The following is a 20281-nucleotide window of genomic DNA, read 5'->3' as shown; positions in this document are numbered from 1 at the left end:
GGCCTCGAATCCGAGGTCAGGAAGCCGGGGTGAAGCCGGCCGCCTCCAGGTAGCCGCCCCCCGGCAGGGCGAAGTGGGCCGGGACCACCCGGACGCCGGTGCCGGTGTAGCGGTCCACGAAGGCCTTGCGGGTGGCCGCGCCCTGCGGGACGTCGTGCTCGACCACGATGTGCCAGTCGGGGCGGGCGAACTGGTGGACGATGTGGAACAGGTCGCCGGTGAAGACCGCCTCCTGCGAGCCCGAGGTCACGTGCAGGCCGCTGTGTCCCGGGGTGTGGCCGGGCAGGAGCTCGACGTGGACGGTGTCGTCGATGGCGTGGCCGGGCTCGACCAGGCGGTGCAGGCCGGCCTCGACGACGGGCTGGACGCTGTCGGTGAAGGAGTCGTGGCCGTGGGAGCCGGGGCGCACCGTGGTCCAGTGCTCGTACTCCGGCCGTACGAACAGGTAAGTCGCGTTCGGGAAGGTGGGCACCCAGGCGCCGTCCACCAGGTGGGTGTTCCAGCCGACGTGGTCCTGGTGCAGGTGGGTGCAGAAGACGTGGGTCACGTCCGCGGGGTCGATGTCGGCGGCCGTCATGGCGTCGAGGTAGCCGGTGTTCAGGAGGTGGGCGTACGGGTCGAGGCGGCGTTCCTTGTGGTTGCCCCAGCCGGTGTCCAGGACGATCAGGCTCTGGGGAGTGCGCAGGATGTAGCTGCGGAAGACCAGCACCGGGTCTCCGGCCTGGTCGAAGAGGGCCGCCGGGAGGCGGGCGCGCAGGTCCGCGGGGTCCTCGCCGTTCAGGCCCCGGAAGGCCAGGGTGATGGGAACGGACATCTGGGTCTCGACGATCTCGGTGACGGTGACCGCGCCTACCTGGAACCTCGCCATGCGTCCCCACCGTAGACACCGGGACAAGCTAAAGCAAGCTCTTGCTTGGTACGGCCTCCGTGCGGCCTCGGTACGGCCCTGGTACGGCTGCTGTCACGGCACCCGGGCGACCCCGCCCAGCACGCCGCCCCTGTCCAGGCCGGTCCAGTCGTACGGGTCGTCCTCGTTGCGCCACCGCTGGACCGGGACCACGCCCGGGTCCAGCACGTCGAGCCCCTCGAACCAGCCCAGCAGGCTCTCGCGGTCGCGCCAGGCGAGCATGCCGGCCGTGCTGCGCCGGTAGATGCCGCGTACCTGCTCCGCCTTGCGGTGGTCGGTCCGACCGGGCTCGGCGTACCCGTGCGAGATCATCAGATAGCTGCCCGGGACCAGCGGCCGGCGCAGCGTCTCGATGATCCGCGCCACCTCCGCGTCGTCGTGCAGGAAGTGGAGCACCGCCGCGATGACCACCGCCACCGGGCGGGTGAAGTCGAGATGCCCGGCGGCGGCCTCCAGGATGGCCTCCGGCTCGCGTACGTCCGCGTCCACGATGACCGTGCTGGGATTGTCGGCGAGCAGCGCCCGCGCGTGGGTCAGCACGATGGGGTCGTTGTCGGAGTAGACGACCTTGGCCTCGGGCGTGACCCGCTGGGCGACCTGGTGGACGTTGTCCTGGGTGGGCAGGCCGGTGCCGAGGTCGAGAAACTGCCGCACCCCGGACCTGGCGAGATGCCGTACGCCGCGGATCAGGAACGCGCGGTTGGCCGCGGCGCTCTCCCTGATGTCCGAGCCCAGCTCGCGGCCCAGCGCGATGACCTGCTCGGCGGCTTCCCGGTCGGCGGGAAAGCTGTCCTTTCCGCCGAGGTAGTAGTCGTACATTCTGGCGACGCTGGGCACAGTCGGATCGATGTGTGCCGGAAACTGCTCGTCTCCTGTCATGCCCTCGCCTCTTTTCCGGTGCTTATGCCAGAAATAGTACGAGTTCTCGGCGTGGTGCGGATCTTTGGCGTAAGAAAAATGGTCGGCACTTTCTACGGTGGCAATAAGAAACGTTCGATGGTTCGCCGCGGGCATACTTTGGTCGACTGTGGCGCCGACGTCGCCATGGCAAGGTAAACCCATGGGGATTCTCGGTTTCTTTCTCGCGCTGCAGGGGTTCGGCGGCTTGGTGGCCGCCGCCTTCGGCCGGCACTTCGGCCTGCTGCATCTGTGGGTCGACGGCGGCGCGCACACCGCCCTGAGCCTCGGGCTCGGTCTCCTCGGCCTGGTGCTGCTCGGTGACGCCGTACGGCGCGGCATGAAGAAGTCATGACGGCTGTCGTCGTCCCCGAGGACCTGGCCGGCTGGCTGGCCGGGCGGGCCGGTCGGCTGGACACGCTGGAGCCGGGCGCGCCCGTCGCCGACCTGGAGCCGCTGCGGCTCGCTCTGGACGGCGTGCGCGTGGTGGGGCTCGGCGAGGCCACCCACGGCACCCGGGAGTTCTTCCTGCTCAAGCACCGGCTGCTGCGCTTCCTGGTCGAGGAGCTGGGCTACACCGTGCTGGCGATGGAGGCCAGCGTCGCCGCCGCCGAGGCGGTCAACGACTACGTGCTGCACGGCACCGGTGACGCGGCCGAGGCGCTGGGCGGGATGGTCTTCTGGACCTGGCACACGCGCGAGATGCTCGCGGTGGTGGAGTGGATGCGCGAGCACAACCGGGCCGCGCCGCCGGAGCGCAGGGTGCGCTTCGCCGGGATCGACCCGCAGTATCCGGCGGCCTCGATCGAGTGGCTGGCCCGGCACCTGGGGGAGGTCGCCCCGGCGTTCCTGGAGCCGCTGGCCGCGCTCGGGCAGACGCGGCTGGGGGTGGACGGGCCGCTGGACCCGGCCGTCGAGACGGCCTCCCGCCGCCTGGAGGACTACCTGAACGCCCGCTGCGAGGAAGCGGACGCCGGCCACGGGTCGCCGGGTGAGGCGGTCGTGCATGCCAGGACGTTGCGGCAGAGTGCCGTGCTGGCGTCCCGGCCGATGCGGCACGCCGACCCGCAGCAGACCGTCAGCGCCGTCCGCGACCTGTTCCTCGCCGACAACGTGGACCGGCTGCTGCGCGACCCCGAGGTGAAGGTCGCGGTGTGGGCGCACAACGGCCACGTGATGACCGGGCACCACGGCGGCGGCCCCGTCCCGGCCATGGGCCGGCACCTGCGGCAGCGGCACGGCGACGCCTACTACGCTCTCGGGCTGCTCATGGGCGAGGGGGAGTTCCGGGCCAGGCGGTCCCGCTTCGGCCGGCCGGACCCGCGCAAGCCGCCCGTGCGCAACCGGGTGCCGCGCGCCGACGATGCCACGATGGTCGAGGCCAGGCTGGCCGCCGCGTGTCCGTACGATCATCTGCTGGATCTGCGCGCCGGCGAGCGGCCGGACGGCGTGGCGCGCTGGCTCGGCGCCCGTCTGCACGTGCGCGGTTTCGGCGCCGTGGTCAACCGTTTCACCTACAAGCTCACGTTCACGCCGACCGTCCTCGCGGACGACTTCGACGGCCTGGCCTTCATCCGCTCGGGCACCTGCTCGACCGCCCTGCCGGCGGCAAGCCGCTGATCCCCGGTTTCGCGCTGTCAGGGCCGTCATGCGAAGCTGTGTACGTCCCCAATACCAGGAGGTCCTCATGGCGGAATCACCGGAGCAGGAAGCAAGCGAAACCCCCGAGGACGAGATGAAGCGCAAGTTCCGCGAGGCGCTTGACCGCAAGCGCAACCAGCAGGCGGACACGAGCGCGGGTGGCAGGGGCGCCGACGCTTCGAAGATCCACGGAGCACACGGGCCGGCTGCCAGCAAGCGATCGTTCAGGCGTAAGAGCGGCGGCTGAATCGGGGGAGTTCGCGGGGGTACGGCATGCCGTACCCCCCTTTTTCTTGACCTCGTAGGTAGATCTTCGACCGATTCATGGCATTTGCTTTGCGTTTGTCCGGTTTGGGCTATACGTTGGGTGGCGTTACCAGGCGGTGACCTGGCCCTTCATCAGGAAGAGGCAGCCACCTGGCGCCGAATCCCGCGCCTTCGCGGGAACCGGGGACCCATCTTCTGGGGTGAATCCGACCTTCGCGGCCGGTAGGGCATCTCCACGCCCGAACCCGTCAGCTAACCCGGTAGGCGAGATGGAGAGGACGAACCTACCTGTGGTGCTTTCCCGCGTACCCCCAGCCCGCGTACCCCCGGCCCATGTAACACCAGCCGCCCACTGAGCGGCCACTTTCTCCGCACTTCTTCGCGCTCCGCGTAGCGTCCGTCGGCCTTCTGCTGCCCGGCTACGCCCTCAAGCGAGCGCGCCCCTCCCCGTTCTCTGACGAAGGACTTCATTCTTCATGTCTGCTCGCTTCGGCATGCGTTCCATCACCATGCTCGCCGGTGTCGCCGTCACCGGCGTCCTGACCTTCGGCGCGGGTCCCGCCGCCCACGCCGACGTCGACGACAACCAGAAGGTCCTGCTCCAGGGCTCGACCACGGCCTCCTACTTCTGGGACGACAGCTCCGGCCGCGCCGGTGACACCGGCCTGCCCGCCAGCGGCAAGCCGATGCAGAAGGGCATGGCCGCCAGCCCCAGCTGGCCGCTGATGACCGAGGGCTACGTGGTCTACAAGGGCAAGAAGATGCCGTTCTTCGTCGGTGACCGCGGCCCCGGCGCCCCCTCCAGCACGGGCGTCATGCTGGACCTGGACTCCAAGACCTTCGCCGAGCTGACCGGTGGCCGGTTCAACCCCCGGACGCTGATGGTCGACAGCAACGGCGGCAAGGGCCACATCAAGGTCCAGTACGTCATCACCAAGTGGGGCAAGGGCGTGGGCAAGAAGAACCACCCGGTGGCCTTCTCGACCGGTGCCTGGTCGCGTAAGGACGCCAACCCGGCCAAGCCGCCGCAGATCCTGGCCGAGAAGAAGGTCGAGGAGAAGGCCGTCGAGAGCAAGCCCATCGCCGAGGCCCCCTCCGGTTCGGCCTTCGGCGGTCCCGCTTTCGTCAGGACCGAGCCGGTCTCCGGCCCCGCCAACCCGAGTGCGGCGGCGGTCCCGGCCGAGGAGCCGAACGGTGTCGCGGGTGCCGTGCTGGCCGGCGGCCTCGCCCTCGTCGGTGGTGGCGCCATCCTGGGCCGCGACCGCATCCGCCGCTTCATGACCCGCTGACCCGCTTTACGGCAGGGGCATTTGACGGTAATTGTCGTCCTGTGACCTTGCGAGCATCGGTTAACGGCATCGAACTGGCCTACGAGAGCTTCGGTTCTCCTGACGGGCGCCCTCTCCTGCTGATCATGGGACTGGGCGCCCAGCTCATCCACTGGGACGACGACTTCTGCTCGTTACTGGCCGAACAGGGCCACCACGTCGTCCGCTACGACAACCGCGACGCGGGCCTGTCCACCCACCTGCACGACAAGGGCGTTCCCACACCGGGGGCGTCCTCGGCGTATCTGCTGGACGACATGGCCGACGACGCGGCCGGGCTGATGGACGTGCTCGGCTGGCCCGCCGCGCACGTGGTGGGCGCGTCGATGGGCGGCATGATCGCCCAGACCCTCGCCTTCAGGCATCCCGAGCGGGTGCTCACCCTCACCTCGATCATGTCGACCCCGGGCCCGTCGGTGGCCCCGCCCACCGAGGCCGCCGCCGCGGTGCTGTACGTCCCGCCGGCCGCCGACCGGGAAACGGCGCTGGCGCAGGCGCTGGCGAACCGGCTGGCGATCGGCTCGCCCGGCTACGAGCTCGACCGGGAGCGCTTCACGCGGATGGCGGGTTTGGCCTACGACCGCTGCTACGACCCCGCCGGCACCACGAGGCAGCTCGCCGCGATCATGGCCTCCCCCGACAGGACCGAGTCGCTCGGCGGGGTGAACGTGCCCACGCTGGTCATCCACGGTGATGCGGACCCGCTGGTCCCGCTCGCCGGTGGTCAGGCCACCGCGGCGGCCATCCCCGGAGCCGAGCTCGTGGTCCTCCCCGGCATGGGACACGACCTGCCGCAGCCCCTCTGGCCGCAGATCGTCGGTCCCATCACGAAGCTGACCGCGAATTCGGCCGGAAAAGCGTAGGTTTGTGACGACGGCTCGCGCCCGCCGCGCCCGGACGCGAGCCGCCGCGCTTATCAGACCTCGAGCCTGCCCTCGATGGTCTTGAGCTGGTGCCTGGCCATGGCCAGGTTGGCCCGGTTACGGTCGAGGGCCAGGTAGAGGAACAGGCCCTTGCCGCCACGGCCGGAGATCGGCCGGATGATGTGGTACTGGGTGCCCAGGGTGATGAGGATGTCCTCGATGGCGTCCTTGAGCCCGAGCGAGTCCATCGTCCGCAGCTTGGCCTTGACGACCTCCGTGTTACCCGCGGCGGCGACCTGGAGATCCAGATCCTTCGAGCTGCCGAGCGAGCCCAGGGCCATGCCGCTGCCGTGGTCGACGATCGCGGCGCCGAGCGAGCCGTCGATCGTCATCATCTCCTTGAGTGAGATGTCCATGCTGGTCATGTTCTCCTCCGATCAAGAATTTCTGCCTTGTTGTGCGACCGCGGCGACCATGGACGCCGTCTTACGGCCCTCCAGCCGGAGCAGCCCGAGATTCGCGCCGGGCTCGGCCAGGACTGTGAGGACGATGGTGGGGCCCGCCGCGTAGAACGCGGCGTGGCCGGCGGTGCCGGAGATGAGCGTTTCCTCAAGGTCGCCCCGGCCCGCCAAGATCATCATTCGCCTGCTCATCGCGAGCAGCGCCGAGGCCAGCGCGGCGACCTGCTCGCCGCCGTCGGTCACGTGGTCGCACGCGATCGTCAGCCCGTCGACGGTCGCGGCGACGCTGCCTTTGATGTCGGGTGTGCGCTCGCGCAGGAGAACCATCTCCTTGTGCACCTCTTCACGCAGCTCCACCGGTGGCCTCCTCTTGCGCGAGGGGAACCTCACGACAGTTCCTCCAGCGCCTTCTTGAGCCGCAGCAGCAGCTCGATGTCCGTGGGATCGGCGTTCACCTGCGGGCCCAGCGGGCCGGCCGGGCGGGGGCCGATGGCCTGCTGCCGGGCTTCGGGCCGCCGGTCCCGCTTGGGCAGCGCCGACGCCTGCTCGCCCGTGACGAGCAGACCCGCCGCCGCCAGCCTGCGCACCGCGAGCATGACCGAGTAGCTGGACCTGCCCAGCCGCTTGGCCAGCTCCGGGGAGGTGGCCTCGCCGTCGGCGCGGACCACGACCTCCCACTGCACGTCGCTGAGCGCCACTGCCCGTCCTGCCAGCCGGGAAGTGGGCCGTACAGGAGCGGTGTCCACGTCGGCGGCGGGCCAGATCTGGGCGAGGCGCGCGCGGCGGCGCGCGCACTCGCGCACCAGGCCGGGCACGTCGAAGTACCAGCGCCCGCCCAGCCAGTGGCGCTCGCCGGGGCGGAACTTCGGCCTGGTCCCGGTGGTGGGCAGCAGGAAGAACGCGGCGTCCAGGACGGCGCCCAGCACGCAGTACTGCAGCTCGCCGAGGGTGACGGGCCCCTGTTCGAGCAGCCGCTCGCAGCCGCCGTCCGCCTGCAGCCTGCGCAGCGCGGCCTCCGACACCCGTCCCCGCGCGGCCAGCAGCCGTTCGACGCCCGGCGTCTGCGCACAGTCCATGTACGTGACGCGCCCCTCGTCGAGGAAGACGGTGCCGGCCCTGCCGACGCGCAGGGCGCCGGTGGATCGCTCGCGGGCGAGGCCGGCCAGCAGTGTGTCGAGCGGAGGCATGACGTCACGCCAGCAGCTGGTCGGAAAGGGCGCGCAGGCGATGGCGTGCCAGGGCCAGGTTCGAACGTTCCAGGTCGAGGCGCACGTAGATCACCAGCGGGCCCTCGAACAGGGTGTCCAGCATCCGGAGCAGATGGTGACCCTTGTCCGTGGTGATGAGCATGTCGTCGACGCGGACCGTGTCGCCGGGGCAGGAGTGCGCCAGCCCTTCCACGGTGGCGCGCAGCGTCTCGGTGAGCGCCGCCGCCGACTTCTCAGTGTCGACGCCGTCCGGCTGCCCGCTGACGGCCACGGCCATACCGCTCGTGTGGTCCACGAGCATCGCGTCGAGCGCTCCCGGTATGGCCATGACCGCGGTCAGGCAGTTGTCTAGTCCGAGCACATGGCCTCCCTCGCCGTCCTGGACTGGGACAGCTTAGAAGCGCCGGAAGGAGTGCCGAATGCCGGAACTTGGCGGGAGTCGTACAGAGATGGGGATGTATATCGCCGAGGCGAAGAAAAACCCCACCGTGATGCAGATTCCAGCGATTTATGTGAACAGTTCGCGAGATCTCAGAATGTGATTCGCGTTTTCCGCCTATTGCGGATCGGTGGTGGACGGCTCGGCGGGCAGCAGTGCCTTTTCCTCGGGTTTGAACACCAGCACGTTGTCCACGTACGACTGCACGGCCGTGTTCAGGCCGACGTCGCCGCCGGCCGCCTCCGACAGAAACCACCGGTGGTCCAGGATCTCGTGGAACAGCTGCGCGGTCTCCAGCTTGCCGCGCAGCTCGGCGGGGATGGCCGCGACCGTGGGCTGGAACACCTCGGCCAGCCACCGGTGTGCCACGATCGCCTCGTCCTCGTGCCGCAGCCCCTTGGCCACCCTGAAGCCGTCGAGGTCGTTCAGCATCCGCCGGGCCTGGTTCTCCTCGGCGTCCAGGCCGGTCAGCCGGAGCAGCCGGCGCTGGTGGTGCCCGGAGTCGACGACCTTGGGCCGGACGATCAGCCGGCCGGTGCCGACCTTGCGCCGCACCATCATCTCCGCCACGTCGAAGCCGAGCAGGTTGAGCCGCCGGATCCGCTGCTCCACCCGGTGCCAGTCGACCTCCTCGATGATCTCGTCCTGGGTGATCTCACTCCACAGCCGGTGATAGCGGTTGACCACGTCCTCGGCGGTGTTCATCGGGTCGATCGAGGGGTCCAGCAGCCCGCCGGCCTCCAGGTCGAGCATCTCGCCGAAGATGTTGGTGTGCGCGCTGTCGATGTCGGCGGCCCGCTGCCCCTCGCTGATCATCGGGTGCATCTCGCCGGTCTCGGCGTCGACCAGGTAGGCCGCGAAGGCTCCCGCGTCCCGGCGGAACAGCGTGTTGGACAGCGAGCAGTCGCCCCAGAAGAAGCCGTTCAGGTGCAGCCGCACCAGCAGCACGGCCAGCGCGTCCAGCAGCCGGGTGAGCGTGTCCGGGCGCAGCGTGCCGGACATGACGGCCCGGTAGGGGAGCGAGAACTGCAGGTGCCGGGTGATCAACGCCGCGTCGAGTCCCTCGTCCCTGCCGGTGACGTAGGCGATCGGCTCCACGGCGGGGGCGTCCAGCCGGGCCAGGTCCCACAGGAGCTGGTACTCGCGCTTGGCGTACCGCTCGCTGATCTCCTTGATCGCGTAGACCTTGCCGGACAGGCGGGCGAAGCGCACGACGTGCCGGGAGATGCCGCGGGGAAGATCGACCAGGTGGCGCTGCGGCCACTGTTCCAGAGGGAGCTCCCAGGGGAGCCGGATCAGGTCGGAATCGCCTAGCGCGCCGGTGATCTGTAGGGGCATTTCACCAGGATATTGTGCGTTGATGGACGAGTTTCTCAAGTGGTACTTTTCCGGACGTCCGGTGGCCGCCGCCAACCTGGGAGCCGAAGGCTACGACCACACGCTCGGCGACTTCTCCGCCGAAGCCTTCACCGACCGCGCCCGCGACGAGCTCCGCTGGCTGGAGCGCCTGTCCGCGCTCGAGCCCGCCACCCCCGACGACGCGATCGACCGTGACCTCGTCCTGTCCCAGCTGCGCGGCTCCATCGCGCTGGAGGCCTGGCCCGACTGGCGCCGCGATCCGGGCGGCTACCTCGGGACCGTCTTCAGCGCGCTGTACACCCCGCTCCAGCGGCGGCTCAAGCCCGAAGGCGAACTGGTGGCCGCGGCCCTCTCCCGGCTGGCCGAGGTGCCCGGCGTGCTCGCCGCCTGCCAGGCCAACCTCGACCCCGACCTCGCCGCGCCGCTGCTGGTCCAGCGCGGCCTCCGGCAGGCCCGCACCGGACGCGGCCTCCTCACCGAGACCCTCCCCGCCATGATCGAGGATCCCGTCCTGCGCGCCCGGTTCGCCGACGCCGCCGAACCGGCCGCCGTCGCGTTCGACGAGCTCGTCGCCTTCCTCGGCGACTTCCGGTGCGGCGGCACCTGGCGGATGGGCGAGCGGCTCTACTCCACGCTGCTGCGCGAGCGCGAACTCCTCGGGTACGGCGCGGCCGAGCTGCACGCCAAGGGCCGGGCCGCCTGGGACGCGCTGGACGAGCGGATGCGCGAGGTCGCGCCCCGGGTGAACGGCACGGCGGACTGGCGGGCCGCGATGGAGTCCCTGATGGACGACCACCCCGCGACCCTGGCGGAGATGCGCGCGGAGTACGAGGTGGAGACCCGGCGGGCCCGCGACTTCGTCCGCGACCGCGACCTGGTCACCTTCGCCGACGGGGAGGAGTGCCTGGTGCTGCCGTCGGCCGTCTACACCCGGCCCGTCCTGTCCGTCGCGCACTATCTCGCGCCGCCGCCGCTCAGCAGCTCGCGCACCGGCGTCTTCTTCGTCCCCTACACCCCGGACGACTTCACCGACGAGCAGGTACGGCAGCGCCTGCGGACGAACTCCCGGGCCGTGATGCCCTCCCTGGCCGTCCACGAGGCCTACCCGGGACACCACTGGCACCTGTCCTACATGGCGGGCCACCCGAGCGCCGTCCGCAAGGTCTTCCGCACGCCGTACTTCACCGAGGGCTGGGCCCTGTACGTGGAGAAGCTCCTGCACGAGCAGGGCTACTTCGACACCCCCGCCACCGAGCTGGCCCACCTCGACTGCCGGATCTTCCGGGCCGCCCGCATGGTCGTCGACACGGCGCTGCACTGCGACGACATGACGATCGAGGAGGCCGAGACCTTCATGGCCACCAAGGCGTCCCTGTCACCCGGCACCGCCGAGGGCGAGGTGAACCGCTATTGCGCCTGGCCCACGCAGGCGCCGTCCTACCTGACCGGCGCCATCGAGATCGACCGGATCCGGGAGTCGTACCAGGGGTCGCTGAAGTCGTTCCACGACCGGATCGCGGGCGCGGGCGGGCTGCCGCTCGGCCTCGCCGAGGCCGCCGTTCAGCAGTGAGCGCCCGCGGAGGCGGCGGTCCGGCGGGTCAGGACGGGCGGCGCGGGAACCGCGGCGGGTTGAGCGCGCGCTCGACCACCGCCGCGAGCTGCTCGTCGGTGAGGATCGCCGGCTTGCCGACGCTCAGCCCGCGCACGTAGACCTCGCAGAGCCACTCCAGCAGGCGGGTGGCCTCGAAGGCCTGCTCCAGCGTCGCGCCGACGGTCACCCCGCCGTGGTTGGCCATGAGGGCGGCCTGCTTGCCATCGAGCGCCGCCCGCACGTTGGCCGCCAGCTCTTCGGTCCCGTACGTCGCGTACTCGGCGACCTTGACCACGCCGCCGAGCAGCAGCGCGTTGTAGTGCACGGGCGGCAGTTCGGTCATGGTGGTGGCCACCACCGTGCCGAACACCGAGTGCGTGTGCACCACCGCCTGCGCGCCGGTCGCGGCGTAGACCGCCAGATGCATCGGGGTCTCCGAGGACGGCTGGAGCTCGCCCTCCAGCAGGTAGCCGTCGGTGTCGACGACGGGGCACATCTCCGGGGTCAGCCGGTCGAGCGCCGCACCCGACGGGGTGACCGCGACCCGGTCGCCGTCGCGCACGCTCAGGTTTCCCGACGTGCCGATGACCAGGCCGAGCTCCACGGCACGCCGGCCGTACTCGCACAGCTGTTCGCGCAGGCTCATGCGCGGCAATGTAGCCGGTCGGCCGGATCGGCACCAGTCGGCCCGGTCACCCTCGCGGGTCGTCCGCGCCCGTGGTGCTCTCGCGGACGATCAGCCGGTGCGGCACCACGATCTCGGCGGGGGTGGCGGCGCCGCCGTTGATCGACTCCATCAGCGTGTCCACCGCCGTGCGCGCGATCTCGCCCTTGTCCGGGGCGACCGTGGTCAGGCTCGGCGTGCTGTACTGGCCCTCCTCGATGTCGTCCAGGCCCACCACGGCGACGTCGTCGGGGACGCGGCGGCCGTTCCTCGTCAGGGCCCGGATGGCGCCGAGCGCGAGCAGGTCGTTGTAGCAGAACACGGCGTCGGGCGGGTCCGGCAGCGCGAGCAGCCGCTCCATGGCCTGCGCGCCGAGCTTGCGGTGGAAGTGCGGCGTGGCGACGATGAGCTCCTCGTCCACCGTCAGGCCGGCGTGGGCGTGCGCCTGGCGGTAACCGACGGTGCGCAGCTGGGCGGTCTCCCCGGTCGCGTACGGCTGGTCGCCGATGGCGGCCACCCGGCGCCGGCCCAGCCCCAGCAGGTGCGCGGTGGCGTCGCGGGCGGCGGCCACGTTGTCGATGGCGACGTGGTGGAAGCTGCCGTTGAAGATGTGCTCGCCGAGCAGCACGATCGGGATCCGGTTGCCGCGTCCGCACAGCTCCTCGGCGGAGACGGCGAGCGGGCTGAGCAGCAGCCCGTCGAACATCATGGCTCGGGAGTCCCGCCCGAGCAGCGCGCGCTCCCGCTCGACGGCGCCGTCGGTCTGGTCGATCATGACCACGTAACCGTGCGCGCGGGCCGCCGTGATCACCTCACGGGCCAGCTCGGCGAAGTAGGGCACGTCGAGCTCGGGCACCACCAGGGCGATCATCCCGGTGCGCCCCTGCTTGAGGTTGCGGGCGATCAGGTTGGGGCGGTAGTCGAGCTCGTCCAGAACGGCCTGCACCCGGGTGCGCAGCTCGTCGGAGACCGGCGCGTAACCGTTGACCACATTCGAGACGGTGCGAATCGAAACGTTCGCTCGCTTGGCGACGTCGCGCAGGGTAGGACCGGACATGCGTCTCTTGTACCTCCCGTCATCGGGACTGGGAAGATCCCAAACCCACACTTGCATCGTTGCAGACAAGTATGCATGATGTCTGCATCGTTGCAGAGCTCGCACCGGAGCCATGGCCGAGGAGTCAAGATGTCCACACCCCCGATCGCCCGACGCGGTTTCCTCAAAGGAGCCCTGGGTGTCGGCGCGCTCGCCGCGACCGGCTCCCTCGCGGCCTGCGCCCCCGGCGGCACCGGCGCCGCGCCGAGCAAACTGGCCGCGCCGAGCGCCTCCGCGTCGTCTGTCAAGGGCGAGATCACGATCTGGAACCGGTCGGGCGACCTGTTCAAGGTGTTCGACGCGGCGATCGGCAAGTTCCGCGCGGCATACCCGGGCGTGACGGTGAACCACCAGGCCGTGGACATCGACGCCAAGCTGGCCAACACGCTGATCAGCGGCACGGGCGTGCCCGACGGGAGCTTCTGGGACGACGCCAAGATCGGCGGGCAGGCCGAGCACCTGTTCGACCTGACCGACCTCATCGCGCCCTACCGCGACCGGACCGCGCCGTACAAGCTGTCCGTCAACACCGTGGACGGCAAGATCTACGGGGTGCCGTGGGACCTGGACCCCGGGCTGCTGTGGTACCGCGAGGACATCCTGGAGGACGCGGGAGTCGACCCGGCGGGCCTGGCCACGTACGACGACCTGGTGACCGCGGCCCGGACGGTCAAGGAGAAGAATCCCACGACCAAGCCCATCCACCTGGACAAGGACCCCTTCCTCGGCCAGCTCTGGCTGGAGATGCTCGCCAACCAGCAGGGCACCAGCCTCACCGACGCCCAGGGCAAGCTCAGGCTGGACTCGGCTGAGTACCGGCGGATCCTCACCTGGATCGAGACCGCGGTCAAGGACGGCCTGGTCACCCACGTGCCCTACCTGAAGCCCGCCGACGTCAACACGCTCGACAGCGGCCAGCAGGTGTTCGTGCCGTGGGCGATCTGGTGGTCGTTCGCGCCGCAGCAACTGCTCAAGGAGACCAAGGGCAAGTGGCGGGCCGCGCCGCTGCCGGCCTGGACGCCCGGCGGCGCGCGCAGCGGCGCCATGGGCGGCAGCAGCTTCGTCATCCCCGCCAAGGCCAAGAACCCCGAACTGGCCTGGCTGCTGTACGAGTTCCTCTGCTTCAAGGAGCCCGGCTACACCGCCGTGTACGGCCCCAACGACGTCTACCCCGGCGGCCTGTCCACCTCGGTCCCCAGCTTCCAGCCCGCGCTGGACCCGGCCAAGCCGCTGTTCGAGCCGATCGAGGCGCTCGGCGGCCAGGACCTGTGGAAGGTCGCCGTCGAGGCCGCCGCCACCATCCCGGCCGCCGCGCCGATCCCGTGGTGGTGGGCCCAGTCGGTGGACTACCTGGGCAACAACCTCCAGCGCCTGATGGAGGGCAAGATGACCCCCGACCAGGTGATCGCCGAGTCGGGCGAGAAGATCCAGCGCAACCTGATCGACCGCTCATGAGGTCCGTACGGCTCACGCCGTACCTGTTCGTCGCCCCGTTCTTCGTGGTCTTCGCCGCCTTCGGGATCTACCCGCTGATCTACGCGCTGCAGCTCAGCTTCATGCGCTGGCGGGGCGCGGGCGCGGCCCACTGGGTCGGCGCGGACAACTACCTCTACCTGCTGACCAGCCCGGAGTTCTGGGGCTCGCTCGGCAACAGCGCGGTCATGTGGCTGCTCATCGTGCCGATCCAGGTCGTGGCCGGCCTGGGCGGCGCGGTGCTGCTGGCCAACGCCAGGCTGCGACTGCGCGGGCTGTACCGGGTGGCGTTCATCGCGCCCTTCGTCACCCCGCTGGTGGCCATGGCGCAGGTGTGGATCGTGGTGTTCGACCAGGACCACGGGCCGGTCAACTACCTGCTCAACCTGGCCGGGCTGCCCGACGTGGGGTGGCTGACGTCCACGGTCTGGGCCAAGCCGACGCTGGCGCTGCTGTTCCTGTGGAAGACCACCGGGTTCGCGATCATCATCCTGCTCGCGGGCCTCCAGGCCGTCCCCGGCGGCGTGTACGAGGCCGCCGCGCTCGACGGCGCGTCCCGGTGGCGGCAGTTCTGGTCGATCACCGTGCCGCTGGTGCGCCGGAGCATGGCGTTCCTGGTGGTCGTGCAGACGCTGGCCGTCTTCCAGATGTTCGCCGAGCCGTTCGTGGTCACCGAAGGCGGCCCGTACGGCTCCACCACCACCGCCGGCCTCTACCTCTACGAGCACATCACCGCCTCCGACCTGGGCACCGGCGCCGCCAACTCGTTCCTGCTGGTCCTGCTGGTCTTCGGCCTGTCGCTGGGCGCGGTCAGGCTGCTGCGGCCGAAAGACGAGGTGTCATGAACCCGACCAGACCGGGCGTCGCGCAGTACGTGCTGCTGACGTTGCTCGCCCTCGCCTTCCTGTATCCCATCTGGTGGGCGATCAGCTCCTCGTTCAAGCCGGCCGCCGAGATCATCACCAGCCCGCTGTCGATCGGCGCGCCGACGCTGGACAACTACCGGGCGATGTTCGCCGACGTGCCGATCGGCACCGGGTTCGCGAACACGGCGCTGGTGCTGGCGGTCAAGGGCGCGATGACGATGTTCTTCTGCCCGCTGGCCGGCTACGCCTTCGCCAAGTACACCTTCCCCGGCAAGGACCTGCTGTTCGGCGTGGTGCTGCTGACGCTGATGCTGCCGACGCTGGTGCTGATCATCCCGCTGCTGCTGGAGATGAGCGCGCTCGGCTGGGTCAACACCTACCAGGCGCTGATCCTGCCGGGCAGCATCGACGCGTTCAGCATCTTCTGGATGCGGCAGACCATCGCCGCCATCCCGGACGAGCTGATCGACGCCGGACGGGTGGACGGGGCCGGCGAGTTCGGCATCTTCGCCAAGGTCGTGCTCCCGGTGATCCGGCCGGGGATGGCCGCGCTGGCCGTGCTGACCACCATGAACGTCTACAACGACTTCGTCTGGCCGGTCGTCGCCGTCAACGACACCTCGCACCAGACACTCCAGGTGGTGCTGGCCACGCTGGCGCAGAACATCACCGGCAACCGGATCGGCGCCGACTTCGCCGCCGTCTGGGGCGAGCTGCTGGCCGCCGGCAGCATCGCCATGCTGCCGCTCCTGGTGATCTTCGTCCTGCTGCAGCGCCACTTCATCAACGGCATCCTCGCGGGCAGCGTCAAGGGCTGACCCTAGCTGTCCCCACGAACTACGAACCCTCGTCATCCCAACGAAACGGAGCACCATGACGCCGCGTGCGGAATATCCCCGGCCCCACTTCGACCGGTCACACACCTGGTCGAGCCTGAACGGCGACTGGGACTTCCGGGCCGACACCGAGCAGGACTGGGACCGGACCATCACCGTGCCCTTCGCCTGGGAGACCCCCGCGTCGGGCATCGAGGCGCACTGGCTGCCCCTGGCCTGGTACCGGCGCCGGATCACCGTCCCCGCCGCCTGGACGGGACAGCGGGTGGTGCTGCACTTCGGCGCCGTCCACCACGAGGCCACCGTCTGGGTGAACGAGATCGAGGTGGCCGCGCACCGGGGCGGCTCCACGCCGTTCGAGGCCGACATCACCGACGCGCTGCGACAGGGCGATCAGGAGGTGCTGGTACGGGTCTCCGCGCCGCTCGACAAGCGGGAACTCGCGCACGGCAAGCAGCGCAGCATCCCGCGTGACGACTTCGACGGCGTGTGCTTCACTCCGTCGTCGGGGATCTGGCAGAGCGTGTGGCTGGAGGCCCGGCCCGCCACCCACCTGGCCGAGCTGCGCCTGCGCCCCGCCGCCGAGCTGGACGCCATCGAGGTGACGGCCCGGGTCGAGGGCCCGTCGGAGGCGACGCTGCGGCTGACCGTCCGCGAGACGGGCGCCACGGTCGAGCTCCCGGTCACCGGCACGGTCACCGGCACGGGCGTCGTCGCGGGCTCGGAGGCCGCGACGGCCACGGACCCGATCGTGCTCCCGGTGGCCGAGCCGCGACTCTGGTCACCCGAGGACCCGTACCTCTACCACGTGGACGCCGAGCTGATCTCCGCTGACGGCACCGACCGGGTCGCCGCCTATACCGGGCTGCGCCGGATCGAGGTGATCGGCGAGGACCTGCACCTCAACGGCCGCCGCCTGTTCGTGCGCGGCGTGCTCGACCAGGGCTACTGGCCGCGTACCGGCATCACCGCCCCCGACGACGCCGCGCTGCGCCACGACATCGAGCTGGCCGCGGCGGCGGGCTACAACCTGGTGCGCAAGCACCTCAAACTGGAGGATCCGCGCTTCGTTCACCACGCCGACCTGCTCGGCATGCTGGTGTGGGCCGAACCCGCCGCCACGGGCCGCTTCTCGCCCGAGTCGGTGGCCGCGTTCGAGGAGCAGATCGCGCCCATGGTCGAACGCGACGGCAACTCCCCGGCGATCGTCATCTGGGGTCTGTACAACGAGGAGTGGGGCCTGGACTGGGACATTCCGGGCGACCCGGCCAAGCAGGAGGCGACGGCGCGCGCGTACGACCTGCTCAAGGCGCTCGACCCGACCAGGCCCGCGGTGGACAACTCAGGCTGGACGCACGTCAGGACCGACCTGCTCGACTGGCACTACTACGACGAGTCCGCCGCCTCCTGGGGCCGGACGGTCGCCGCGCTGCTCGACGGCGAGCAGGACGACTTCCCCGTCCGGCTCGGCCCCGACTACGTGGTGCGCAAGAAGCTGGCGGGCGTCCCGTCGCAGCCGCTGCGCGGCCTGCCGAACCTCAACAGCGAGTACGGCGGCGGCTTCACCTGTGTCGAACGCGCCTGGCACCTGCGCTGGCAGACCCAGGAGCTGCGCCGCCACGACCGGCTGGCCGGCTACGTCTACACCGAGCTGTACGACGTGGAGCACGAGTCCGCGGGCCTGCTGGACTTCGAGCGGCGGCCCAAGGACCTGGCCGGCGTGGACCCGGCGGACGTGAACGCCACGACCGCGCTCGTCCTCGACGTCGTCCCGGTCGCGCCCGGCCGCGACCTGCTCAGCGCGGAGCGCGAGGTCACCGTGCCCGTCCGCGTCTCGCACCACGGGACCGAGCCGGTCAACGGCCGCCTGCACACGGCCTGGACCCCCGTCTTCGGCCCCGCACCGGCCTGTCTTGGCTTGCCAGCCGCGTCGGCCTCGCAGGCCGCGCCCGCCGCGTCGGCCGCGCCCGCCGCGTCGGCCTCGCAGGCCGATCCGGGTGTCGAGGGTCCGTGGATCGAGGCCAAGCCGTTCCTGCTCAGCGGCCCCGCCGAGGTCCGCGCCGAGCTGCCGGCCGGCTGGTCGAGCGGGCGGCTGCACCTCGCCCTGGTCAGCGACGGCACCGTGCTCGCCCGCTCGGCCGTGGACGTGGACACCCACACCGGTTTCGTCATCGGCGACGACCGGCCCTGACCGTCAGGGCCGGTCGAGGCTCATGCGACGGCAAGGTGGCCGGTCGGCCGGATCAGGGGACCAGCACCCAGTTCTGGGTCATGCTGGAGGGGTTGCATCGCACCCCGAAGACCTGGTTCTGGTAGTTGGCCAGCAGGCAGGTGTCCCTCGGCCGGCCCTGCCACTCGATCTGGTGCCGGTCGCCACCGAGTCGGCGCTTGACCAGGGGGAAGGTGAACCGCTGGTGCTTCTGGTCGGAGCCGCACCGCCGTACGAGCACGACCGAGCGCTCGGGCACGTGCTTGGGTGCGCTGATGCACTGCCGGCCCTTGAAGACGACGCTGGCGATCTGTCCACGGGTGCGGGTCCACCGCAGGTCTTTGGCGAAGGGGTCGCAGTTGAGGTAGGAGTGCAGGAAGTAGCCCATCTTGTGTGGTGAGTTGTCCTTGGTGATGCCCAAGCAGGTGCCTGTGGAGACGTTCTTGATCATGTAACCCCGTGCCGCGTACGCGGGCGCGGCCGGGGTGAGGGTGCCCACCAGAGTCGTCGCGAGTACGATATTGACGATCTTCGCCCGTCTCTTCATGGGGCGGCATGCTATCCCGCGTTATCCGGAAATGTCGGTTATCACCTGATCGACGAACCGGAGGAGCAGGCGTTCCAGGTCCGCCCGGCGCAGGCGGTCGGGGTAGAGGAGCAGGTGCAGGCTGAGGCCGTCGACCAGGGCGAGGAACTGCTCGGTGAGGTCGTCGAGGCTCTGGTCCGAGGTCAGCTCGCCAGCCGCGCGGGCCTGGCCGAGCAGGTCCCGCACGGCGGACCGCAACTCGGCCGCCTCGGCCCGCTGCACCTCGGCCAGACGCTCGGAGGCCAGACTGCGGCTCCAGAAGCTCACCTCAAGGCGGGTCTCCTGGGTGCGCTCGGCGTCCAGGGGCAGGTTGTCCAGCAGCAGCTCGCGCAGGGCGGCCAGCCCGGACGCGGCGTCGACCTTGCGGGCCAGGCGCTCGCGGATGTGCTGGTGCGACTGGCGCAGCGCCGACAGCAGGATCTCGTCCTTGTCGGTGAAGTAGTGCGCCAGGACGCCGTTGGAGTAACCCGCCTCCTTGGCGATGGCACGGGTGGTGGCCGCGTCGATGCCGTCCCTGACGATCACCCGGCTGGCGGCGGTGAGCACCTCCCGCCTGCGCTCGTCATGGTCGACGATCTTCGGCATGGACGGCCCCCTCTCGTTCTCGCCTCAGCATATTGACTTTTTATTCGGACGTCTGTCTATTTAGACCCATGACCGTCGCCACGGTCGGCGTGCACATCGTCGACATCCTCGCCAGGCCCGTCGAGCGCATCCCCGAAGGGCAGGACACCGTCCTGGTCGACCAGATCCGGCTGACCGCCGCCGGTGCCGCCGCCGGGACCGCGGTCGACCTGGTCAAGCTGGGCAACGAGGTCGTCTCCATGGGCGCCGTCGGCGACGACGAGCTCGGCGACTTCCTGGTGGCGGTGATGACCAAGCGGGGCGTGGACGTGAGCCGGCTGGTGCGCCGGGCCGGTGAGCAGACGGCCGCCTCCATCCTGCCGATCCGGCCCGACGGCGGTCGCCCCAGCTTCCACGTCCCCGGCGCCAACCTCGGCGTCACCCTCGCCGACCTCGACACCGAGACGCTGCGCGGCGTCCGGGCGATCCACCTCGGCGGCATGGACGTGACGTTCGGCCTCGGCGACCCGGCCTTCTTCGAGCTGCTCGACGCCGTCCGGGCCTCAGGGGTCATCGTGACGATGGACCTGCTATCGGAAATGCCGGATTTGTTAGGCATGGCGCGGGCGTTCCTGCCCCACGTGGACTACGTCCTGCCCAACGACGCCCAGGCTCTGCTCATGACCGGCGCGGCCGACGTGCCCGCCGCCGCGGCGGCCCTGCTGGCCAACGGACCGCGCGGCGTCCTGGTCACCCTGGGGGCCGCGGGCAGCCTGGTCGTGACCGAGGCCGGGGCCGAGCCGGTGCCGGCGCTCAAGACGGACGTGGCCGACACCACCGGCTGCGGGGACGCGTACTGCGCCGGGTTCATCACCGGCCTGCTGCACGACCAGGACGTGCTGACCGCCGCCCGCTGGGGCACGGCCGCCGCCGCGCAGGTCGCCACCGGCCTCGGCTCCGACGCGGGGCTGACGGACCTCGAATCGACCCTCGCCCTCCTGGCCTGACACAGAATCGAGCTTGCAG

The 20281-nt window shown here is 70.4% G+C and carries 23 protein-coding genes and 1 riboswitch; of the genes, 12 read left to right on the top strand and 11 right to left on the bottom strand.

The features are described 5' to 3' along the window. Window positions 1–16 precede the first annotated feature (16 nt). Both OHA68_RS03030 and OHA68_RS03025 read right to left on the bottom strand, forming a co-directional pair. Window positions 17–868: an MBL fold metallo-hydrolase gene (locus tag OHA68_RS03030; protein WP_327106262.1), complete on the bottom strand. Its 852-nt coding sequence runs from the start codon at window positions 866–868 to the stop codon at window positions 17–19. A gap of 93 nt (window positions 869–961) precedes the next feature. Next, entirely contained in the window at window positions 962–1786 is an 825-nt protein-coding gene (locus OHA68_RS03025) for an SAM-dependent methyltransferase (RefSeq protein WP_327106261.1), read from the bottom strand. Between the two features lie 181 nt (window positions 1787–1967). Between OHA68_RS03025 and OHA68_RS03020 the strand changes: the two genes are divergently transcribed. From OHA68_RS03020 to OHA68_RS03000, 5 genes are all read left to right on the top strand, one after another. Beyond that, window positions 1968–2159 carry a hypothetical protein gene (locus tag OHA68_RS03020; RefSeq protein ID WP_327106260.1) on the top strand — a complete coding sequence of 64 codons (192 nt, stop codon included), beginning with the start codon at window positions 1968–1970 and terminating at the stop codon, window positions 2157–2159. Next, the gene (locus tag OHA68_RS03015; RefSeq protein ID WP_327106259.1) at window positions 2156–3424 is read left to right on the top strand and encodes an erythromycin esterase family protein; all 1269 of its coding nucleotides are present in this window, start codon (window positions 2156–2158) and stop codon (window positions 3422–3424) included. Before OHA68_RS03020 ends, OHA68_RS03015 begins: the two co-directional genes overlap by 4 nt. Window positions 3425–3491: 67 nt before the next feature. Further along, window positions 3492–3692, top strand: coding sequence for a DUF5302 domain-containing protein (locus OHA68_RS03010; RefSeq protein WP_225276821.1), 201 nt, complete (start codon window positions 3492–3494; stop codon window positions 3690–3692). Window positions 3693–3856: 164 nt separating this feature from the next. Further along, window positions 3857–3994, top strand: a riboswitch (cyclic di-AMP (ydaO/yuaA leader). Between the two features lie 194 nt (window positions 3995–4188). Continuing rightward, window positions 4189–5001, top strand: coding sequence for a hypothetical protein (locus OHA68_RS03005; protein WP_327106258.1), 813 nt, complete (start codon window positions 4189–4191; stop codon window positions 4999–5001). Window positions 5002–5042: 41 nt separating this feature from the next. Next, window positions 5043–5903 carry an alpha/beta fold hydrolase gene (locus OHA68_RS03000; RefSeq protein ID WP_327106257.1) on the top strand — a complete coding sequence of 287 codons (861 nt, stop codon included), beginning with the start codon at window positions 5043–5045 and terminating at the stop codon, window positions 5901–5903. Window positions 5904–5956: 53 nt separating this feature from the next. Here OHA68_RS03000 and OHA68_RS02995 read toward each other — a convergent pair whose 3' ends face one another. The 4 genes from OHA68_RS02995 to OHA68_RS02980 are packed head-to-tail and all read right to left on the bottom strand — an operon-like array spanning window position 5957 to window position 7933. Beyond that, the gene (locus tag OHA68_RS02995) at window positions 5957–6328 is read right to left on the bottom strand and encodes a hypothetical protein (protein WP_327106256.1); all 372 of its coding nucleotides are present in this window, start codon (window positions 6326–6328) and stop codon (window positions 5957–5959) included. A gap of 12 nt (window positions 6329–6340) precedes the next feature. Beyond that, window positions 6341–6721, bottom strand: a complete 381-nt coding sequence (locus OHA68_RS02990) for a roadblock/LC7 domain-containing protein (protein WP_327106255.1) — start codon at window positions 6719–6721, stop codon at window positions 6341–6343. 29 nt (window positions 6722–6750) lie between these two features. Then, window positions 6751–7551 carry a MarR family transcriptional regulator gene (locus OHA68_RS02985; RefSeq protein WP_327106254.1) on the bottom strand — a complete coding sequence of 267 codons (801 nt, stop codon included), beginning with the start codon at window positions 7549–7551 and terminating at the stop codon, window positions 6751–6753. Between the two features lie 4 nt (window positions 7552–7555). Then, a complete protein-coding gene (locus tag OHA68_RS02980; RefSeq protein WP_327106253.1) occupies window positions 7556–7933 on the bottom strand; it encodes a roadblock/LC7 domain-containing protein in 378 nt (125 codons plus the stop codon). Between the two features lie 58 nt (window positions 7934–7991). On the opposite strand from OHA68_RS02980, the gene OHA68_RS02975 reads away from it, so the two are divergent. Continuing rightward, window positions 7992–8114, top strand: coding sequence for a hypothetical protein (locus OHA68_RS02975; RefSeq protein WP_327106252.1), 123 nt, complete (start codon window positions 7992–7994; stop codon window positions 8112–8114). 14 nt (window positions 8115–8128) lie between these two features. Here the strand turns inward: OHA68_RS02975 and OHA68_RS02970 are convergent, their stop codons facing one another. Beyond that, a complete protein-coding gene (locus OHA68_RS02970) occupies window positions 8129–9349 on the bottom strand; it encodes a DUF4032 domain-containing protein (protein ID WP_327106251.1) in 1221 nt (406 codons plus the stop codon). Between the two features lie 22 nt (window positions 9350–9371). Between OHA68_RS02970 and OHA68_RS02965 the strand changes: the two genes are divergently transcribed. Next, window positions 9372–10940, top strand: a complete 1569-nt coding sequence (locus OHA68_RS02965) for a DUF885 domain-containing protein (protein WP_327106250.1) — start codon at window positions 9372–9374, stop codon at window positions 10938–10940. A 28-nt stretch (window positions 10941–10968) separates the two neighbouring features. Here OHA68_RS02965 and OHA68_RS02960 read toward each other — a convergent pair whose 3' ends face one another. Together OHA68_RS02960 and OHA68_RS02955 are read right to left on the bottom strand one after the other, a co-directional pair. Then, window positions 10969–11607 (bottom strand): class II aldolase/adducin family protein, encoded by a 639-nt coding sequence (locus tag OHA68_RS02960; RefSeq protein ID WP_327106249.1) that lies wholly within the window; start codon window positions 11605–11607, stop codon window positions 10969–10971. A gap of 46 nt (window positions 11608–11653) precedes the next feature. Next, window positions 11654–12682: a LacI family DNA-binding transcriptional regulator gene (locus OHA68_RS02955; protein ID WP_327106248.1), complete on the bottom strand. Its 1029-nt coding sequence runs from the start codon at window positions 12680–12682 to the stop codon at window positions 11654–11656. Window positions 12683–12811: 129 nt separating this feature from the next. Here OHA68_RS02955 and OHA68_RS02950 point away from each other — a divergent pair, with 129 nt between their 5' ends. Genes OHA68_RS02950 through OHA68_RS02935 form a run of 4 tightly spaced genes read left to right on the top strand, consistent with a single transcriptional unit; the run spans window position 12812 to window position 18087 of the window. Next, entirely contained in the window at window positions 12812–14176 is a 1365-nt protein-coding gene (locus tag OHA68_RS02950) for an ABC transporter substrate-binding protein (RefSeq protein ID WP_327106247.1), read from the top strand. Then, entirely contained in the window at window positions 14173–15039 is an 867-nt protein-coding gene (locus OHA68_RS02945) for a carbohydrate ABC transporter permease (RefSeq protein ID WP_327106246.1), read from the top strand. Before OHA68_RS02950 ends, OHA68_RS02945 begins: the two co-directional genes overlap by 4 nt. Continuing rightward, entirely contained in the window at window positions 15036–15878 is an 843-nt protein-coding gene (locus tag OHA68_RS02940; RefSeq protein ID WP_189136733.1) for a carbohydrate ABC transporter permease, read from the top strand. The genes OHA68_RS02945 and OHA68_RS02940 overlap by 4 nt, the downstream gene beginning before the upstream one ends. A 55-nt stretch (window positions 15879–15933) precedes the next feature. Further along, the gene (locus tag OHA68_RS02935) at window positions 15934–18087 is read left to right on the top strand and encodes a glycoside hydrolase family 2 protein (protein WP_327106245.1); all 2154 of its coding nucleotides are present in this window, start codon (window positions 15934–15936) and stop codon (window positions 18085–18087) included. 52 nt (window positions 18088–18139) lie between these two features. Here OHA68_RS02935 and OHA68_RS02930 read toward each other — a convergent pair whose 3' ends face one another. Further along, window positions 18140–18652, bottom strand: coding sequence for a hypothetical protein (locus tag OHA68_RS02930; protein WP_327106244.1), 513 nt, complete (start codon window positions 18650–18652; stop codon window positions 18140–18142). A gap of 21 nt (window positions 18653–18673) precedes the next feature. Next, the gene (locus OHA68_RS02925; protein WP_327106243.1) at window positions 18674–19276 is read right to left on the bottom strand and encodes a TetR/AcrR family transcriptional regulator; all 603 of its coding nucleotides are present in this window, start codon (window positions 19274–19276) and stop codon (window positions 18674–18676) included. Window positions 19277–19344: 68 nt separating this feature from the next. Between OHA68_RS02925 and OHA68_RS02920 the strand changes: the two genes are divergently transcribed. Then, complete coding sequence (locus tag OHA68_RS02920) at window positions 19345–20262, top strand: carbohydrate kinase family protein (protein ID WP_327106242.1); 918 nt, start codon at window positions 19345–19347, stop codon at window positions 20260–20262. Window positions 20263–20281 lie beyond the last annotated feature (19 nt).

Origin of the sequence: Nonomuraea glycinis (assembly GCF_035920485.1) — a bacterium.
GTDB classification, from domain to species: Bacteria; Actinomycetota; Actinomycetes; order Streptosporangiales; family Streptosporangiaceae; genus Nonomuraea; species Nonomuraea glycinis.
This window is presented reverse-complemented; position numbering and strand designations above follow the sequence as displayed.